This is a genomic window from Verminephrobacter eiseniae EF01-2 (genome assembly GCF_000015565.1).
Lineage (GTDB): Bacteria > Pseudomonadota > Gammaproteobacteria > Burkholderiales > Burkholderiaceae_C > Acidovorax > Acidovorax eiseniae.
Genome location: NC_008786.1, coordinates 4,667,565 through 4,687,302 on the forward strand (window position 1 = coordinate 4,667,565; position 19,738 = coordinate 4,687,302).

Genomic DNA, 19,738 nt, shown 5'->3' on the forward strand with positions numbered 1-19,738 from the left:
AAGCAAAAAAAGTAAACTCGCGCCGTAGGTTAAATCAATCCCGTAAAGGACATTCCGTGGCAGGACACAGCAAATGGGCGAACATCCAACACCGCAAGGGACGGCAGGATGAAAAACGCGGCCGGATCTGGACCCGCATCATGCGCGAAATCACCGTGGCGGCCCGCGCCGGTGGCGGCGATTTGTCGGCCAACCCGCGCCTGCGCCTGGCGCTGGACAAGGCCCGGGCGGCCAACATGCCGGCCGAGCGCATCAAGTACAACATCGACAAGGCCACCGGCAATGCAGAGGGCCAGAGCTACGAAGAAATCCGCTACGAGGGCTACGGCATCGGCGGTGCGGCGATCATCGTCGACACCATGACCGACAACCGCCTGCGCACCGTGGCCGAGGTGCGCCACGCCTTTAGCAAACATGGCGCCAACATGGGCACGGAAGGCTCGGTGGTGTTCCAATTCAAGCATTGCGGCCAGTTGGTCTATGCTCCTGGCAGCAGCGAAGACCAGGTGATGGAGGTGGCGCTTCAGGCCGGCGCCGAAGATGTCATCATGGGCGAGGACGGCGCCATCGAGGTGTTGACCCTCCCCGCCGACTTTGAAGCCGTCAAGAACGCGCTACAGGCCGCCGGCCTCAGGCCCGAACTGGCCGAGGTCACCATGCGGGCCGAAAACACCATCGAACTACAAGGCGAGGACGCGGCCCGGATGCAAAAACTGCTCGACGCGCTGGAAGATCTCGACGACACCCAAGCGGTCTATCACAACGCTACGCTATGAAGACCAGTTCCCATCCCCAGTGCTCCGGTCGTCATCGATTCTTGCCCCTGCATGGAGTATCCCTGTTGCCCGGTGCGGCATGTGGGAGCCTGGCATGAAAGTTCTCGTACTCGGCGGCGGCGGCCGTGAACACGCCATCGCCTGGAAACTGAGCCAGTCGCCCAAAGTCTCCCGGGTGTATGTGGCGCCCGGCAATGGGGGCACGGCCCTGGGCCCGAAGCTGGAAAATGTGTCCATCCCGACTTTGCCTGAACTGCGCCAGTGGGCCCAGGCCGAGAAGATCGTGCTGACGGTGGTCGGCCCCGAGGCCCCTTTGGCCGCAGGCGTGGTCGACGAGTTCCGGGCCAACGGCCTGCGCATCTTTGGCCCCACCAAGGCCGCGGCACAGTTGGAAAGCTCCAAGGTCTTCGCCAAAGCCTTCATGCAGCGCCACGGCATTCCCACGGCCGACTACGACAGCTTCACCGACCCGGCCGCCGCCCACGCCTTCGTCGACCGCCTGGGGGCGCCCTGCGTCATCAAGGCCGACGGCCTGGCCGCAGGCAAGGGCGTGGTGGTGGCGCTGACGCTGCAACAGGCCCATGCCGGCATCGACAGCATGCTGCTGGACAACCGCTACGGCGTGACGCACAACGCAGGCGGCGCCCGTGTGCTGATCGAGCAGTTCCTCGAAGGCGAAGAGGCCAGCTTCATCGTGCTGTGCGATGGCAAGGACGTGCTGGCCCTGGCGACCAGCCAGGATCACAAGCGCCTCAAGGACGGCGACGAAGGCCCCAACACCGGCGGCATGGGCGCCTATTCGCCGGCGCCGGTGGTCACGGCCGACGTGCATGCCCGCGCCATGCGCGAGATCATCCTGCCCACCATCCGTGGCATGGAAAAAGATGGCATACCCTACAGCGGCTTCCTGTATGCGGGCCTGATGATCGACGCCAAGGGCCACCCCAAGACGCTGGAATTCAACTGCCGCATGGGCGACCCCGAGGCGCAACCGATCCTGATGCGGCTCAAGAGCGACCTGTTCGATCTGCTGCTCGCCGCGCTCGATGGCAAGCTCGACCAGATGCAACTGCAATGGGACCGCCGCACCGCCTTGGGCGTGGTGATGGCGGCCCAGGGCTACCCCGACAGCCCGCACCAGGGCGCTGCCATCACCGGCCTGCCCGCCGAGGCCGATGACGCGATGGTGTTCCATGCCGGCACGGCCTTGCAGGACGGCGTGCTGCGCGTCGCCGGCGGCCGCGCGCTGTGCGTGACCGCGCTGGCAGACAGCGCCCGGCAGGCGCAGCAGCGCGCCTATGACATGGTGCGCGGCATCCATTTCGATGGAGCGCAGTACCGCCGCGACATCGGCTTTCGGGTCGTCAGAAACTGATGGCAGGCGCTCCCCCGCATCCGGTGCTGCACCCGGCCGACAGCGTCGCCCGCGTGCGCGGCTACCTGCAGGGCCTGCAGGCGCGCATCACCGATGCGCTGCAAGCGCTGGAAACCGAGGGCGGCGCGCGCTTTCGGGCCGATGCCTGGAGCAAACCGCCCGGCGCGTCATTGTCAGGCGACGGCAACACCCTGATTTTGGAGGGCGGCCGCGTGTTCGAGCGCGCAGGCTGCGGCCTGAGCCATGTGCGCGGGCCGCATCTGCCGCCCTCGGCCAGCGCGCACCGGAGCGCGCTGGCGGGCGCACCGTTCGAGGCCATGGGCCTGTCGCTGGTGCTACACCCGCGCAACCCCTATGTGCCGACGGTGCACATGAATGTGCGCATGATCGCCGCCGCGCATCCGGGCCAGGCGCCGAGTTGCTGGTTTGGCGGCGGCATGGACCTGACGCCCTGCTACGGCTTCGAGGAAGACGTGGTGCACTTTCACCGCCATTGCCGTGCTGCGCTGGCACCGTTTGGCGCGGACAAATACCCGCGCTTCAAGCAGTGGTGCGATGAGTACTTCTACCTCAAGCACCGCAACGAGCAACGCGGCGCAGGCGGCGTGTTCTACGATGACCTGGCAGAACCGGACTTTGAGCAAAGCCTGGCGCTGACGCAATCGGTGGGCGAAGCCTTCGTGCCGGCCTACCTGCCCATCGTGCAAAAGCGCCAGGCCACGCCCTATGGCGAGCGCGAGCGCGACTTCCAGTCGTATCGCCGTGGCCGCTATGTCGAGTTCAACCTGGTGTGGGACCGGGGCACGCATTTCGGGCTGCAATCGGGCGGGCGCACCGAATCCATCCTGCTATCGATGCCGCCGCTGGCAGCGTGGTCGTACCAGCGCCGGGACGCCACCGGCTCGGCCGAAGCGGCGCTCACGCAACGATTTCTGGTGCGCCGGGACTGGCTCGCAGACATCCCTGAATGACGGCCTTATGCCATTTTCAAATCGTTCGTGAACGCGAAGCCGACAAAGTGCACGGATGATTTAGGAATGGACTGAAACAGCGCAGTTTCAGCAACCGTTTCAGCCGCCACCCGGCGCGCCACGGCAACGCGAAATCCGGCTTTCCTGTCAGTTGCTCGACAGATGCCAGGCGCCAGAAACGAGGGGCCAGGCAGCGCTCGCTGCCAGTCACGCCAGTCACAAAGGTGACCGGCAATCGCGCACACAGTCGTTCTAATGCCGTGAACAGGTGTGCCAAATTGCTAAAACTGTTCACTCCACCGTGTAACCGGGATGCCATTTGGCTGAGCAGGCATACGGCATCGGCGCCGGTGCATCCCCATGAAACGGGGTGCCCCCAGTGTGGCGCAGCGATCCCATACCGCCGCAGTCGGCCAGCCAGCCATCACCGCCCGCACGCAGTGATGCAAAGCACTGGCACCCCTGTCCACCAGGGGGCAAGCGGGGCCACAGCGCAATCCGCAAACCCATGCATGCCAACCACTCAAGAGAGTTGAATCACCATGTCCACTCCCATCCAACTGGATTTCGCCGGCTGCAGCATCACCCGCAGAGACATCGGACTCGATGAGAGAACCACCGTCGTCACCATCAAATTCAACCAGGTGGTCAGGGGCTTCGATACGAGCGATGTGGTCTTGATCCCCGGCAATGGCGCCGATGCAACTTCGGTGACCGCAGTGACCCCCGATGCCGATGGCGGGAGCGACACTTGGCAGGTCACGCTAACGGCCAAGGTGGCTGGCGCCACCTCAAGAAATGACAACCGCATCACCGTGAACCTTGCCGGCGTCCGTGATGCCGAGGGCAACGCTGGCAGCGGCACATCGACGATCCCCAGTGAGCAAGTCCAATACAACGTCGACCTCGCCAGGCCCAGCGTCACTCAATTCGGGCTGAACGACGCCAACCTGACAACGAATGAATTAGCCCAAAGCCCCCGACTCACCATCAAATTCACCGATGTGATCACCGGCCTCGATGCAACGAACTTTGTCTTGAGCAACGGCTTTACTCTGACCAATCTGAGCGTCAATCTCGCCGTCGACTTCACCGGCAAGACCTGGACCGCCACACTGGTCCCCCCGAGTTCCGTCAGCACCACCGCAGTCACCCAGGCCAGCATCGCCTTGAATGTCAACAACCGGGGCATCAAGGACGCGGCAGGCAACGAAATAAAGCAGGGCTCCGACCAATCCTTCAACTTCACCATCGACCCGGTACCGCCTCGGCTGATATCGATTGCCATCTCGGACCAAAACCTCAAGTCCGGCGACACAGCCACCGTCACCTTCACCTTCGACGAAGCGGTGCAGGGCTTTGGCAGTGACAAGGTGACCACGCCCTACGGCACCCTGTCGGCCCTGACATCCTCGGCAGACGGCACAGTCTGGAGCGGCACGCTGACCCCGGCAGACAACACCCTGGCGACGGGAGCCAACTCCATCACCGTGGACATCAACGGCGTGAGGGACATTGCCGGCAACCAGGCCGTAGGGCCGATCCCCGCCAGCCCAACCTACACCGTGGACACCCAGCGGCCCGCGCTGATCCCCGGCGGCATCACGATCACAGACCCCAATGGCGACGGCGTACTGGCCGCCGGAGAAACTGCCACTGTCACCTTCACCTTCACCGAAGCGGTGACCAATGTCGCCGCCGCCGTGCGCCCGACCGCCGGTGGCACGCTGGGGGCACTGAGCACCCGCGACGGCGGCAAGACCTGGAGCGCCACATTCACGCCCACGCCCCGGCTCGATCGCGGCACCTACAACATCGAGCTGGATATCAGTCAAGTAAAGGATGCTGCGGACAACTTCGGCGCAGCAGGCACGTCCGCGCGCTCCGACAACTTTGTGGTGGACACCCTGGCACCGAGGCTGATCACCGAAGGCGCTACCGCCCCCAAACTCAACGACGACGGCTCCAGGCTGGTGCTCACCTATACCGATGCGGACAACCTGAAGAGTGCCAACTTTCAGGGTGACGCAGGCTTTACGGTGCTCGTCGATGGAGCATCCCGGCAGATCAGTGGTGTCCTCGTGGACGCCACGGCCAAGACCGTCACGCTGACGCTGAACTCCCCCGTAAGCAACGATCAGTCGGTGGTGAGCGTCTCCTACCGCAAACCTGCCGGCAACAACCCCACGACCATACAAGACGCAGCCGGCAACGACGTAGCCGACTTCGCGAACCAGTCCGTGACCAACCCGGACCGCACACCCCCCGAGCTGATCACCACCGGCACTTCCGCCCCCAAGGTCAACGGCACCCAACTGGTGCTCAGCTACACCGAAGCCAATAGCCTGGACCCTGCCGCCCTGACGGGCAATGCCGGCTTTACCGTGACCAGCGTCACCGGCACCCCCATCACCGTCAGCAGCGCCAGCGTCAATGCAGCAAACAAGACCGTCACGCTAACCCTCAGCCGTGCCGTGGAAAACCTGGAGCAGGTCAACGTCAGCTACACCAAGCCGACCACCGGCAATGTCGTGCAAGATGCCGCCGGCAACGACGCAGCCAACTTCACGGGCCAGGCCGTAAACAACGAGACCCCGGACACCACACCCCCGGCGCTGATCACCACCGGCACTTCCGCCCCCAAGGTCAACGGCACCCAACTGGTCCTCAGCTATACCGAAGCCAATGGCCTGGACCCTGCCACCCTGACGGGCAACGCCGGTTTTACCGTGACCAGCGCCAGCCCCGGCAGCACCCCCATCACTGTCAACAGCGCCAGCGTCAATGCAGCAAACAAGACCATCACGCTGACCCTCAGCCGTGCCGTGGAAAACCTCGAGCAAGTGAGTGTCAGCTACACCAAGCCCACCACCGGCAATGTCGTACAGGACGCCGCCGGTAACGACGCTGTTGACTTCGCTGGCCAAGCCGTGAACAACGAGACGCCAGACACGACATCACCGGCGCTGATCACCACCGGCACTTCCGCCCCCAAAGTCAACGGCACGCAATTGGTCCTCAGCTACACCGAAGCCAATAGCCTGGACCCTGCCGCCCTGACGGGCAACGCCGGTTTTACCGTGACCAGCGTTACCGGCACCCCCATCACCGTCAACAGCGCCAGCGTCAATGCGGCAAACAAAACCGTCACGTTGACGCTCAGCCGTGCCGTGGACAACCTCGAGCAGGTCAGCGTCAGCTACACCAAGCCGACCACCGGCAATGTCGTGCAAGATGCCGCCGGCAACGACGCGGCCAACTTCACGGACCAGTCCGTGAATACCGAGACGCCAGACACCACACCGCCAGCGCTGATCACCACCGGTACTTCCGCCCCCAAGGTCAACGGTACCCAACTGGTCCTCAGCTACACCGAAGCCAATAGCCTGGACCCCGCCGCCCTGACGGGCAACGCCGGTTTTACCGTGACCAGCGCCAGCCCCGGCAGTACCCCCATCACCGTCACCAGTGCCAGCGTCAATGCAGCAAACAAGACCGTCACGCTAACCCTCAGCCGTGCCGTGGAAAACCTCGAGCAGGTCAGCGTCAGCTACACCAAGCCCACCACCGGCAATGTCGTGCAAGACGCCGTCGGCAACGACGCAGCCAACTTCACGGGCCAGACCGTGAATAACGAGACCCCGGACACCACACCCCCGGCGCTGATCACCACCGGCACTTCCGCCCCCAAGGTCAACGGCACCCAACTGGTCCTCAGCTATACCGAAGCCAATAGCCTGGACCCTGCCGCCCTGACTGGCAACGCCGGCTTTACCGTGACCAGCGCCAGCCCCGGCAGCACCGCCATCACCGTCAACAGCGCCAGCGTCAATGCAGCGAACAAAACCGTCACGTTGACGCTCAGCCGTGCCGTGGACAACCTCGAGCAGATCAGCGTCAGCTACACCAAGCCCGCCACCGGCAATGTCGTGCAAGATGCCGCCGGCAACGACGCTGTTGACTTCACGGACCAGTCCGTCAACAACGAGACACCGGACACCACACCACCGGCGCTGATCACCACCGGCACTTCCGCCCCCAAAGTCAACGGCACCCAACTGGTCCTCAGCTATACCGAAGCCAATAGCCTGGACCCTGCCGCCCTGACTGGCAACGCCGGCTTTACCGTGACCAGCGTCACCGGCACTCCCATCACCGTCAACAGCGCCAGCGTGAATGCGGCAAACAAAACCGTCACGCTGACCCTCAGCCGTGCCGTGGACAACCTCGAGCAGGTCAGTGTCAGCTACACCAAGCCCACCACCGGCAATGTCGTACAGGACGCGGCCGGCAACGACGCTGCCAACTTCACGGATCAGGCCGTGAACACCGAGACCCCGGACACCACACCACCGGCGCTGATCACCACCGGTACTGCTGCCCCCAAAGTCAACGGTCGGGAGTTGGTGCTCAGCTACACCGAAGCCAATAGCCTGGATCCTGCCGCCCTGACGGGCAACGCCGGTTTTACCGTGACCAGCGCCAGCCCCGGCAGCACCCCCATCACCGTCAACAGCGCCAGCGTCAATGCAGCAAACAAGACCGTCACACTGACCCTCAGCCGTGCCGTGGAAAACCTTGAGCCGGTCAGCGTCAGCTACACCAAGCCGACCACCGGCAATGTCGTACAGGACGCCGCCGGCAACGACGCTGCCAACTTCACGGGCCAGACCGTGAATAACGAGACCCCGGACACCACACCCCCGGCGCTGATCACCACCGGCACTTCCGCCCCCAAGGTCAACGGCACCCAACTGGTCCTCAGCTATACCGAAGCCAATAGCCTGGACCCTGCCGCCCTGACGGGCAACGCCGGTTTTACCGTGACCAGCGTCACTGGTGCTCCCATCACCGTCAACAGCGCCAGCGTCAATGCGGCAAACAAAACCATCACGCTGACCCTCAGCCGTGCCGTGGAAAACCTGGAGCAGGTCAGCGTCAGCTACACCAAGCCCGCCACCGGCAATGTCGTACAGGACGCCACCGGCAACGACGCGGCCAACTTCACGGACCAGGCCGTCAACAACGAGACACCAGACACGACATCACCGGTGCTGATCACCACCGGTACTTCCGCCCCCAAGGTCAACGGCACCCAACTGGTGCTCAGCTATACCGAAGCCAATAGCCTGGACCCCGCCACCCTGACGGGCAATGCCGGCTTTACCGTGACCAGCGTTACCGGCACTCCCATCACCGTCAACAGCGCCAGCGTCAATGCAGCAAACAAGACCGTCACGCTGACCCTCAGCCGCCCGGTAGACAACCTTGAGCAGGTCAGCGTCAGCTACACCAAGCCCACCACCGGCAATGTCGTGCAAGACGCCGCCGGCAACGACGCGGCCAACTTCACGGATCAGGCCGTGAATACCGAGACACCGGACACCACACCACCGGCGCTGATCACCACCGGCACTGCTGCCCCCAAGGTCAATGGTCGGGAGTTGGTGCTCAGCTACACCGAAGCCAATAGCCTGGACCCTGCCGCCCTGACGGGCAATGCCGGTTTTACCGTGACCAGCGCCAGCCCCGGCAGCACCCCCATCACCGTCAACAGCGCCAGCGTGAATGCGGCAAACAAGACCGTCACGCTGACCCTCAGCCGTGCCGTGGAAAACCTGGAGCAGGTCAGCGTCAGCTACACCAAGCCCACCACCGGCAATGTCGTGCAAGATGCCGCCGGCAACGACGCTGTTGACTTCACGGGCCAGACCGTAAACAACGAGACACCGGACACCACACCACCAGCGCTGATCACCACCGGCACTTCCGCCCCCAAAGTCAACGGCACCCAACTGGTGCTCAGTTACACCGAAGCCAATAGCCTGGACCCTGTCACCCTGACTGGCAACGCCGGTTTTACCGTGACCAGCGTCACTGGTACTCCCATCACCGTCAACAGCGCCAGCGTCAATGCAGCGAACAAAACCATCACGCTGACCCTCAGCCGTGCCGTGGAAAACCTCGAGCAGGTCAGCGTCAGCTACACCAAGCCCACCACCGGCAATGTCGTACAGGACACAGTCGGCAACGACGCTGTCGACTTCACGGACCAGTCCGTAAACAGCGAGACACCAGACACCACGCCACCGGCGCTGATCACCACCGGCACTTCCGCCCCCAAGGTCAACGGCACGCAATTGGTCCTCAGCTACACCGAAGCCAATAGCCTGGACCCTGCCGCCCTGACGGGCAGCGCTGGCTTTACCGTGACCAGCGCCAGCCCCGATAGCACCCCCATCACCGTCAACAGCGCCAGCGTCAATGCGGCAAACAAGACCGTCACGCTGACGCTCAGCCGTGCCGTGGACAACCTCGAGCAAGTGAGTGTCAGCTACACCAAACCGACCACCGGCAATGTCGTGCAAGACGCCGCCGGCAACGACGCGGCCAACTTCACGGACCAAACCGTGAACACCGAGACCCCGGACACCACACCCCCGGCGCTGATCACCACCGGCACTTCTGCCCCCAAGGTCAACGGTCGTGAACTGGTCCTCAGCTACACCGAAGCCAATAGCCTGGATCCTGCCGCCCTGACGGGCAACGCCGGCTTTACCGTGACCAGCACCAGCCCCGGTAGCACCCCCATCACCGTCACCAGTGCCAGCGTCAATGCAGCAAACAAGACCGTCACGCTGACCCTCAGCCGTCCCGTGGGCAACTTGGAGCAGGTCAGCGTCAGCTACACCAAGCCCACCACCGGCAATGTCGTGCAAGATGCCGCCGGCAACGACGCTGCCAACTTCACGGGCCAGACCGTGAATAACGAGACCCCGGACACCACACCCCCGGCGCTGATCACCACCGGCACTTCTGCCCCCAAGGTCAACGGCACCCAACTGGTGCTCAGTTACACCGAAGCCAATAGCCTGAACCCTGCCACCCTGACGGGTAACGCCGGTTTTACCGTGACCAGCGCCAGCCCCGATAGCACCCCCATCACCGTCAACAGCGCCAGCATCAATGCGGCAAACAAGACCGTCACACTGACCTTCAGCCGTGCCGTGGAAAACCTTGAGCAGGTGAGCGTCAGCTACACCAAGCCCGCCACCGGCAATGTCGTACAGGACACAGCCGGCAACGACGCTGTTGACTTCACGGACCAGTCCGTCAACAACGAGACACCGGACACGACATCACCGGTGCTGATCACCACCGGCACTTCCGCCCCCAAAGTCAACGGCACCCAACTGGTGCTCAGCTATACCGAAGCCAATAGCCTGGACCCTGCCGCCCTGACGGGCAACGCCGGTTTTACCGTGACCAGCGCCAGCCCCGGCAGCACCCCCATCACCGTCAACAGCGCCAGCGTGAATGCGGCAAACAAAACCGTCACGTTGACCCTCAGCCGTGCCGTGGACAACCTCGAGCAGGTGAGCGTCAGCTATACCAAGCCCACCACCGGCAATGTCGTACAAGACGCCGCCGGCAACGACGCGGCCAACTTCACGGATCAGGCCGTGAATACCGAGACACCGGACACCACACCACCGGCGCTGATCACCACCGGCACTTCCGCCCCCAAGGTCAACGGTCGGGAGTTGGTCCTCAGCTACACCGAAGCCAATAGCCTGGATCCTGCCGCCCTGACGGGCAATGCCGGCTTTACCGTGACCAGCGTTACCGGCACTCCCATCACCGTCAACAGTGCCAGCGTCAATGCGGTAAACAAGACCGTCACGCTAACCCTCAGCCGTGCCGTGGAAAACCTCGAGCAGGTCAGCGTCAGCTACACCAAGCCCACCACCGGCAATGTCGTGCAAGATGCCGCCGGCAACGACGCTGTTGACTTCACGGGCCAGACCGTAAACAACGAGACACCGGACACCACACCCCCGGCGCTGATCACCACCGGCACTTCCGCTCCCAAGGTCAACGGTACCCAACTGGTGCTCAGCTATACCGAAGCCAATAGCCTGGACCCTGCCACCCTGACGGGCAACGCCGGTTTTACCGTGACCAGCGTCACTGGTACTCCCATCACCGTCAACAGCGCCAGCGTCAATGCGGCAAACAAGACCATCACGCTGGCCCTCAGCCGTGCCGTGGAAAACCTGGAGCAGGTCAGCGTCAGCTACACCAAGCCCACCACCGGCAATGTCGTACAGGACACAGCCGGCAACGACGCTGTCGACTTCGCTGGCCAAGCCGTCAACAACGAGACACCAGACACGACATCACCGGTGCTGATCACCACCGGCACTTCCGCCCCCAAAGTCAACGGCACGCAATTGGTGCTCAGCTACACCGAAGCCAATAGCCTGGACCCTGCCGCCCTGACGGGCAACGCCGGCTTTACCGTGACCAGCGTTACCGGCACTCCCATCACCGTCAACAGCGCCAGCGTCAATGCAGCGAACAAAACCGTCACGCTGACCCTCAGCCGCCCGGTAGACAACCTCGAGCAGGTCAGCGTCAGCTACACCAAGCCCACCACCGGCAATGTCGTGCAAGATGCCGCCGGCAACGACGCGGCCAACTTCACGGACCAGACCGTGAACACCGAGACGCCAGACACCACGCCCCCGGTGCTGATCACCACCGGTACTTCTGCTCCCAAGGTCAACGGTCGGGAGTTGGTCCTCAGCTACACCGAAGCCAATAGCCTGGACCCCGCCGCCCTGACGGGCAATGCCGGTTTTACCGTGACCAGCGCCAGCCCCGGCAGTACCCCCATCACCGTCAACAGCGCCAGTGTCAATGCGGCAAACAAGACCGTCACGCTGACCCTCAGCCGTGCCGTGGAAAACCTCGAGCAGGTCAGCGTCAGCTACACCAAGCCCACCACCGGCAATGTCGTACAGGACGCCGTCGGCAACGACGCGGCCAACTTCACGGACCAGGCCGTGAATACCGAGACGCCAGACACCACACCCCCGGCGCTGATCACCACCGGCACTTCCGCTCCCAAGGTCAACGGTACCCAACTGGTGCTCAGCTACACCGAAGCCAATAGCCTGGACCCTGTCACCCTGACGGGCAATACCGGCTTTACCGTAACCAGCGCCAGTCCCGGCAGTACCCCCATCACCGTCACCAGCGCCAGTGTGAATGCGGCAAACAAGACTGTCACACTGACCCTCAGCCGGCCCGTGGACAACCTCGAGCAGGTCAGCGTCAGCTACACCAAACCCACCACCGGCAATGTCGTACAGGACGCCGCCGGCAACGATGCTGTTGACTTCACGGACCAGGCCGTCAACAACGAGACGCCAGACACCACACCACCGGCATTGATCACCACCGGCGCTGCCGCCCCCAAGGTCAACGGCACCCAACTGGTACTCAGCTACACCGAAGCCAATGGCCTGAACCCTGCCGCCCTGACGGGCAACGCCGGTTTTACCGTGACCAGCGTCACTGGCACCCCCATCACCGTCACCAGTGCCATCGTCAATGCGGCAAACAAAACCGTCACGCTGACCCTCAGCCGCCCGGTGGAAAACCTCGAGCAGGTCCGCGTCAGCTACACCAAGCCGACCACCGGCAATGTCGTGCAAGACACAGCCGGCAACGACGCTGTCGACTTCGCTGGCCAGGCCGTGAACAACGAAACGCCAGACACGACATCACCGGTACTGATCACCACGGGCAATTCCGCCCCCAAGGTCAATGGCACCCAACTGGTCCTCAGCTATACCGAAGCCAATGGCCTGGACCCTGCCGCCCTGACGGGCAACGCCGGCTTTACCGTGACCAGCGCCAGCCCCGGCAGCACCCCCATCACCGTCATCAGCGCCAGCGTGGATGCGGCAAACAAGACTGTCACGCTGACCCTCAGCCGTGATGTGGCCATCGGCGAAGTGGTGAGCGTCAGCTACACCAAACCCACCACCGGCAATGTCGTGCAAGACGCGGCCGGCAACGATGCGGCCGACTTCGCGGACCAGGCCGTGGACAACGAGACACCAGCCCCCGTGACACGCCCGTCGCCGCCCAAAGATCTGGACACGGACAACGACGGCACGCCGGACAACATCGAAAACCAGGCTCCGATGAACGGCGACGGCAATGGCGATGGCATCGCGGACAGGGTGCAGGCCGCAGTGGACTCGACCACCGTTGTGATCCGCCCCAGCGGAGCAAGCAACCCGGCGGACGCGCCGACCACCTCCGTGTCCCTGGTGGTCAGCAGCCAGGACGGCAAGGTCCGCCCCGACGGCGGCGCGCGCATCGTCAGCCTGAAGCAGGAGAACGCACCGGCCGGGTTGCCCTCGGGGCTGGAGACACCCATCGGACTGCTGCGCTTCAATGTGGCTCTGGCGGCCAGCGGCAGCCGCGAGAGCTTCAGTCTGTACCTGGACCCCGCATTGGGTGTCAACGGCTATTGGGCGCAGGACAGCCGTGGCAATTGGGTGAACCTGGCCAGCGAGCCTTACGGCGGCAAGATGGTGACCGAAGGCGGGCGGCTGAGGCTGGACTTCCAGATCGAGGATGGCGGGCAGTTCGACAAAGACGGCAAGGTGGACGGCGTCATCACCGGCACCGGGGCCGCAGCGTATATGCCTTTGTCCATCGTGGGCCAGGCGCCCAGCGCGGAGCACTATGGCTTTTGGTTTTGATGGCTCCGGCGTGTATGAAAACCCTCTTGGCCATCCCTTGCGCCAGCCGCCGTGCAGCAACACCTCTGCTGACCACGCTGGCCTTTGCCGCCATGTTGGCGGCATGTGGTGGCAGCGGTGGTGCAACAGGCGCGGCCGGCATCGACCCCTCGGCCCTCAAAGGGCGCTGGATCACTCCGTCGAACGAGGCTCCGGCGATGACGGCGGTGATCCTGCCCGATGCCTCCGACCAGGCCAGCGCCTGGATGTTGGCCCACGATTCCAGCGAATTGGTCAAACTGCTGGTGCGCAGCGATGGCAGTGTCAACGGCATGTCTTATGCCCTGCACCCGGGCAATGCTGCGGGTCAGGCCGTGGCGGGCCAGGTGACGGCCGCGCTGACAGCCAGTCCCAAGCGCATTTCTTTCTCGGGCGTGAAGGCCAAGGCTTTGGCGCTGGATCAAAGCGATGCCATGTCCCTGGCTACCGTCCAGGCCAACGCCGCAGGCAGTTGGAGCGCGACAACGGGCGACAAGGCCCGATTCACCCAGTGGACGGTGGCTGCCAGCGGCGACATGGCGGGCAGCACGACCACCGGCTGCAACCATACCGGCAACCTGGCCGCAATGGCCCACAGCAGCGCCTACACCGTGCAGTTCGATGAGCGTTGCCTGGACGGGAGCCATGCCACGTTCCGCGGCATCGCCACCATCAACCGGTCAAAGAACCGCTTGACGGTCGCCGCAACCACCGTCGACGCCGCCCGGGGGATCGCGGTTTTCTTTAGCCAAGCGAGATGAGGTGCAACACCCACCGATGCGCTGAAGGTGTTTCGGGGGGGGGGGCTGCGGCAGCGTCACTCGACGGCATCACCGCCGCCAACAACGCAGCGCGCACTGTGGGAGGTCGCATCCGCGCTGCGGCGGTCGCCGGGCCGGTTGCGCTGTCCCGGTGCTGTCCCGGCGCTGTCCCGGCGCTGGCCGGCGCCATCCGGCAATCTCCGGCGATCTCTTGCGGCCGGCCGCGCATGGCTCGCACCATATCGCAGGCTGTCTTGCTGCCCGGCACCCGGCGCTGGCCGCTCGATGCGCCGTGTTTATACTTGCCGCGACTGTTCAAGGGGCCCCATCTGCGCATCGCAGCGGTCGTCAGCGCGCAGACCATCTTGGACATCCGGGAATGGGGCAGCGGCGGCAATGCGCACCACGACCCCGCTGGCATGACCGATAGACGCCTTGGCTTGAAGAAAGCACCTGCGCATGACCATTCTCGACACCCGACTGAACATCCGCTCGGCCGATTTTCTGGCCAACGCTGCTGCCATGCGCACGCTGGTGGACGGGCTGCGTGCCCAACTCGACAAGGTTGCCCAAGGTGGCGGCGAGGCGGCACGGGCCAAGCATGTGGCGCGGGGCAAGTTGCTGCCGCGCGAGCGCGTGCAAATGCTGCTGGACCCCGGCACGCCGTTCCTGGAACTGGCGCCGCTGGCCGCGCTCGACATGTACGACAACGATGCGCCCGGCGCGGGTCTGATCACCGGCATTGGCCGCGTCAGCGGCGTCGACTGCATGGTGGTGTGCAACGATGCCACGGTCAAAGGCGGCACCTACTACCCGCTGACCGTCAAGAAGCATCTGCGGGCGCAGGAGGTGGCGCAGCAAAACCACCTGCCCTGCATCTACCTGGTCGATTCCGGGGGCGCGAACCTGCCCAACCAGGACGAGGTCTTTCCCGACCGCGACCACTTCGGCCGCATCTTCTTCAACCAGGCCCAAATGAGCGCCATGGGCATCGCGCAGATTGCCGTGGTCATGGGCAGTTGCACGGCGGGCGGCGCCTATGTGCCGGCGATGAGCGACGAGTCGATCATCGTCCAGAACCAGGGCACGATCTTTCTCGGCGGGCCGCCGCTGGTCAAAGCCGCCACGGGCGAGATCGTCACGGCCGAGGACCTGGGCGGTGGCGATGTGCACACCCGCTTGTCGGGTGTGGCCGATCACCTGGCGCTCAGCGACATGCACGCGCTGCAACTGGCCCGCAATGCGCTGCGCAACCTGAATAAAAACAACGCGCAGGCGCAAGTCGATCATGCGCCTTGCGCTCCGAAATATGCAGCACAGGAACTGTATGGCGTGATTCCGGCGGACCCGCGCAAGACCTTCGACGTGCGCGAGATCATCGCCCGCATCGTCGATGGCAGCGAGTTCGACGAATTCAAGGCCCGTTACGGCACCACGCTGGTCACGGGCTTTGCGCGCATCGAGGGCATGGCGGTGGGCATCATCGCCAACAATGGCATCCTGTTTTCCGAAAGCGCGCTCAAGGGCACCCACTTCATCGAACTATGCTGCCAGCGCAAGATTGCGCTGCTGTTCCTGCAGAACATCACCGGCTTCATGGTGGGCCGCAAGTACGAGAACGAGGGCATCGCGCGCAACGGCGCCAAGATGGTCACGGCCGTGGCCACGGCCAGCGTGCCCAAGCTGACCCTGATCATCGGCGGCAGCTTTGGCGCGGGCAACTACGGCATGTGCGGCCGGGCGTACAGCCCGCGCTTCCTGTGGATGTGGCCCAACGCACGCATCAGCGTGATGGGCGGCGAACAGGCTGCGGCGGTGCTGGCCAGCGTCAAGCGCGACGGCATCGAGGCCCAGGGCGGCCAGTGGAGCATGCAGGAGGAAGAAGCCTTCAAAGCCCCGATCCGGCGCCAATATGAGCACCAGGGCCATCCCTACTACGCCACGGCGCGTCTGTGGGACGACGGCCTGATCGACCCCGCCGACACACGCCGCGTGCTGGCACTGGGCCTGGCGGCCACGCGCAATGCTCCCATTGCAGACACGAAGTTCGGACTGCTGCGCATGTAGGCGCCAGCGTGCGCCGCGATGGCACTGCAGCCCGCTGGAGCGGGCCGGCAGACATCGAGGCGCAGTGCCGCAGCGCCAGCGTCCTGAAAAACCCGGCGCGTCGTCTTCGACATCGAGGGCAACGACTACCGCCCTACCGCCCGATCGTGGCCATTGCCTGTCGGTGGCCGCCATCGGCGGCATCACGGGCCGTGTGACGCACCGGGCCATGGCGGCTGGTGAAGGCATCTGCGCCATCTCGCGGCGCTACACTAGCCGGGTGCGCGACTCGGCGATAGGCGCTGCCCCCGCATATGAGCAAGGGCGCAGCCGCTGACGTGGAACCAGCAAGGGCTTTGCCGCTTGTGCAACGAACCACCGGGGAGCGTGCCGCAAGGGGATGGTTTCCTTTTGCGTTCCGCCGTTCGCCGGGGCAGCCCTGTTGCAAGGGACACCAGTTCATAAGCCTGTCATGTACCACCGCCATCTTCTCGTCGAGCAAACCGACCCTGAGCTCTTTGCCGCCATCGAGGCTGAAAACGCCCGGCAAGAGCAACACATCGAACTGATCGCCAGCGAAAACTACGCCTCGCCGGCGGTCATGTGGGCCCAGGGCACACAGTTGACCAACAAGTACGCCGAGGGCTATCCCGGCAAGCGCTACTACGGTGGTTGCGAGCATGTGGATGTGGCCGAGCAACTGGCCATCGACCGCGTCAAGAAACTCTTTGGCGCCGAGGCCGCCAATGTCCAGCCCCATTGCGGCGCCTCAGCCAACGAGGCCGTGTTCCTGGCCTTCCTCAAGCCCGGCGACACCATCATGGGCATGAGCCTGGCCGAGGGCGGCCATCTGACGCATGGCATGTCGCTGAACATGTCCGGCAAGTGGTTCAATGCGGTCTCCTACGGCCTCGACGCCGATGAGGTGATCGACTACGAGGCGATGGAGAAAAAGGCCCATGCGACCCGGCCCCGCCTGATCATTGCCGGCGCGTCGGCATACAGCCTGCATATCGACTTTGCCCGCTTTGCCCAGGTGGCCAAGGACGTGGGCGCGATCTTCATGGTCGACATGGCCCATTACGCCGGCCTGATTGCCGCCGGCCTGTACCCCAATCCGGTGCCCCACGCCGATGTGGTCACCAGCACCACCCACAAGAGCCTGCGCGGCCCCCGTGGCGGCATCATCCTGATGCGGGCCGCGCATGAAAAAGCCATCCACAGCGCCATCTTCCCGGGCCTGCAAGGCGGCCCGCTGATGCATGTGATCGCGGCCAAGGCGGTGGCTTTCCAGGAAGCGCTGCAGCCCGGGTTCAGGCTGTACCAGGAGCAGGTGCTCAAAAATGCCAAGGTGCTGGCCCAGACGCTGGCCGCGCGCGGCCTGCGCATCGTCAGCGGCGGCACGCAAAGCCACATGATGCTGGTGGACCTGCGCGCCAAGGGCATCACCGGCAAGGAGGCCGAAGCCGTGCTGGGCGCCGCCCACATGACCATCAACAAGAACGCGATCCCCAACGACCCGGAAAAGCCGATGGTGACCAGCGGCGTGCGCATTGGCACCCCCGCAATGACCACGCGCGGCTTCAAGGAAGAACAGGCACGCAGCACGGCCGAGTTGATCGCCGACCTGCTGGACAAGCCGCGCGACGCGGCCAACATCGCTGCGGTGCGCGCCAAGGTCGACGCGCTGACGGCCCGCTTTCCGGTCTACGGCTGATGGCGCTCTGCGTCCGGCCGCCCGATGAAGCCGCCATGAAGCCGCCATGAAATGCCCCTTTTGCAGCCACCTCGAAACCCAGGTCATCGAAACCCGGGTCTTCGAGGATGCCGCATCCATCCGCCGCCGGCGCCAATGCGCCGCCTGCAGCAAGCGCTTTACCACTTACGAGCGCTCGGACGTGAGCTTTCCGGCCGTCGTGAAAAAAGACGGCCGCCGCGTCGAATACGGGCACGACAAGTTGCTCGCCTCGTTCAAACTGGCGCTGCGCAAGCGCCCGGTCAGCACCGGACGGATCGACAGCGCCATCGAGCGCATCGAGGAAAAGCTGCTCAACCTCGGGCTGCGCGAAGTGCCCTCCAGCCGCATTGGCGAGTTGGTGATGCGCGAGCTCAAGAAGCTCGACAAGGTAGCCTACATCCGCTTTGCCAGCGTGTACCGCAGTTTCGAGGGCATCGACGACTTTCGCGCCCTGGTCGATGAGGTGCGCAAATGATGCGGCGGCGGCTTTCAGTGCGGCGCGTCCGGGCCGTCGGCGCCGCCTGAGCCTTTGACGGCGGCGGTGGCGGCGTGCAATGCGGCCTTGTCCCCCGCAGCGGCAAACTTGCTGTACTTGGCCAAAATCGCCACCAGTTGGCCATAGATGCGCGGATTGCCTGCCAGGCATTCGCGGTGTTCCAGAAAATCCGCCTCGCCGGTGAAATTGCCCACCAAGCCACCGGCCTCGGCCACCAGCAGTGAGCCGGCGGCCATGTCCCAGATCGCCAGGCCGGACTCAAAAAAACCATCGGCAAAGCCGGCAGCCACATAAGCCAGGTCCAGCGCTGCGGCGCCAGGGCGGCGCAGCGCTGCCGTGCGCTGCATCACGTCGCCCAACATGGCCAGGTAGCTCTTGAGGTCATCGCCCGGGCGAAATGGAAAGCCGGTGGAGACCAGGCAGTCCTTGAGCTCGGTGCGCTTGCTCACGCGGATGCGGCGCTCGTTCAGGTAGGCGCCGCGGCCCCGGGTGGCGGTGAACAGGTCATTGCGCGCAGGGTCATACACCACCGCCTGCTCGACCCGGCCCTTGACGGCCAGCGCGATGCTCACGCAGTACACCGGAAAACCGTGGATGAAGTTGGTGGTGCCATCCAGCGGGTCGATGATCCAGACGAATGGCGCATCCTTGGCGCCATGTTTGCGGCCCGACTCCTCGGCCAGGATGCCATGGTCGGGGTAGGCCGTGAGCAGCGTCTCGATGATGGCCTGCTCGCTGGCGTGGTCGACCTCGGTAACAAAATCATTGATCTGCTTTTGCGCGATCCGCACCGACTCCACATCCAGGGCCGCGCGGTTGATGATGGCGCCGGCGGCGCGTGCGGCCTTGATGGCCACGTTCAGCATGGGGTGCAGGTTGGACGACATAAACGATGATGGTGGGCAGGGCATCCTGCAAAGCAAAAGCGCCGGCGGAGGGGTTTTCCCGGCAATGCAGGCGGCGACAATCAGCGCGATCTTACCTGCCCGCCC

Annotated in this window: 9 protein-coding genes; 8 read left to right on the plus strand and 1 reads right to left on the minus strand. The window is 64.3% G+C overall.

The features are described 5' to 3' along the window. Positions 1 to 56: 56 nt before the first annotated feature. The 8 genes from VEIS_RS20515 (at position 57) to nrdR (ending at position 18,725) form a co-directional block, all read left to right on the plus strand. The gene (locus VEIS_RS20515; protein WP_011811930.1) at positions 57 to 776 is read left to right on the plus strand and encodes a YebC/PmpR family DNA-binding transcriptional regulator; all 720 of its coding nucleotides are present in this window, start codon (positions 57 to 59) and stop codon (positions 774 to 776) included. A gap of 94 nt (positions 777 to 870) precedes the next feature. After that, positions 871 to 2,151 carry a phosphoribosylamine--glycine ligase gene (gene purD / locus VEIS_RS20520; RefSeq protein ID WP_011811931.1) on the plus strand — a complete coding sequence of 427 codons (1,281 nt, stop codon included), beginning with the start codon at positions 871 to 873 and terminating at the stop codon, positions 2,149 to 2,151. Then, positions 2,151 to 3,122: an oxygen-dependent coproporphyrinogen oxidase gene (gene hemF / locus VEIS_RS20525; RefSeq protein ID WP_011811932.1), complete on the plus strand. Its 972-nt coding sequence runs from the start codon at positions 2,151 to 2,153 to the stop codon at positions 3,120 to 3,122. The genes purD and hemF overlap by 1 nt, the downstream gene beginning before the upstream one ends. Before the next feature lie 542 nt (positions 3,123 to 3,664). Then, complete coding sequence (locus VEIS_RS20530) at positions 3,665 to 13,687, plus strand: beta strand repeat-containing protein (RefSeq protein WP_011811934.1); 10,023 nt, start codon at positions 3,665 to 3,667, stop codon at positions 13,685 to 13,687. 14 nt (positions 13,688 to 13,701) lie between these two features. Beyond that, positions 13,702 to 14,466, plus strand: a complete 765-nt coding sequence (locus VEIS_RS20535; protein ID WP_041950230.1) for a hypothetical protein — start codon at positions 13,702 to 13,704, stop codon at positions 14,464 to 14,466. A 459-nt stretch (positions 14,467 to 14,925) separates the two neighbouring features. Then, positions 14,926 to 16,533: a carboxyl transferase domain-containing protein gene (locus VEIS_RS20540; protein WP_011811936.1), complete on the plus strand. Its 1,608-nt coding sequence runs from the start codon at positions 14,926 to 14,928 to the stop codon at positions 16,531 to 16,533. Positions 16,534 to 16,984: 451 nt separating this feature from the next. Next, positions 16,985 to 18,229 (plus strand): serine hydroxymethyltransferase, encoded by a 1,245-nt coding sequence (gene glyA, locus VEIS_RS20545; RefSeq protein WP_041950231.1) that lies wholly within the window; start codon positions 16,985 to 16,987, stop codon positions 18,227 to 18,229. A gap of 46 nt (positions 18,230 to 18,275) precedes the next feature. Then, positions 18,276 to 18,725: a transcriptional regulator NrdR gene (gene nrdR, locus VEIS_RS20550; protein WP_011811939.1), complete on the plus strand. Its 450-nt coding sequence runs from the start codon at positions 18,276 to 18,278 to the stop codon at positions 18,723 to 18,725. Between the two features lie 14 nt (positions 18,726 to 18,739). Here the strand turns inward: nrdR and VEIS_RS20555 are convergent, their stop codons facing one another. Beyond that, positions 18,740 to 19,633 carry an inositol monophosphatase family protein gene (locus tag VEIS_RS20555; protein WP_011811940.1) on the minus strand — a complete coding sequence of 298 codons (894 nt, stop codon included), beginning with the start codon at positions 19,631 to 19,633 and terminating at the stop codon, positions 18,740 to 18,742. Positions 19,634 to 19,738 lie beyond the last annotated feature (105 nt).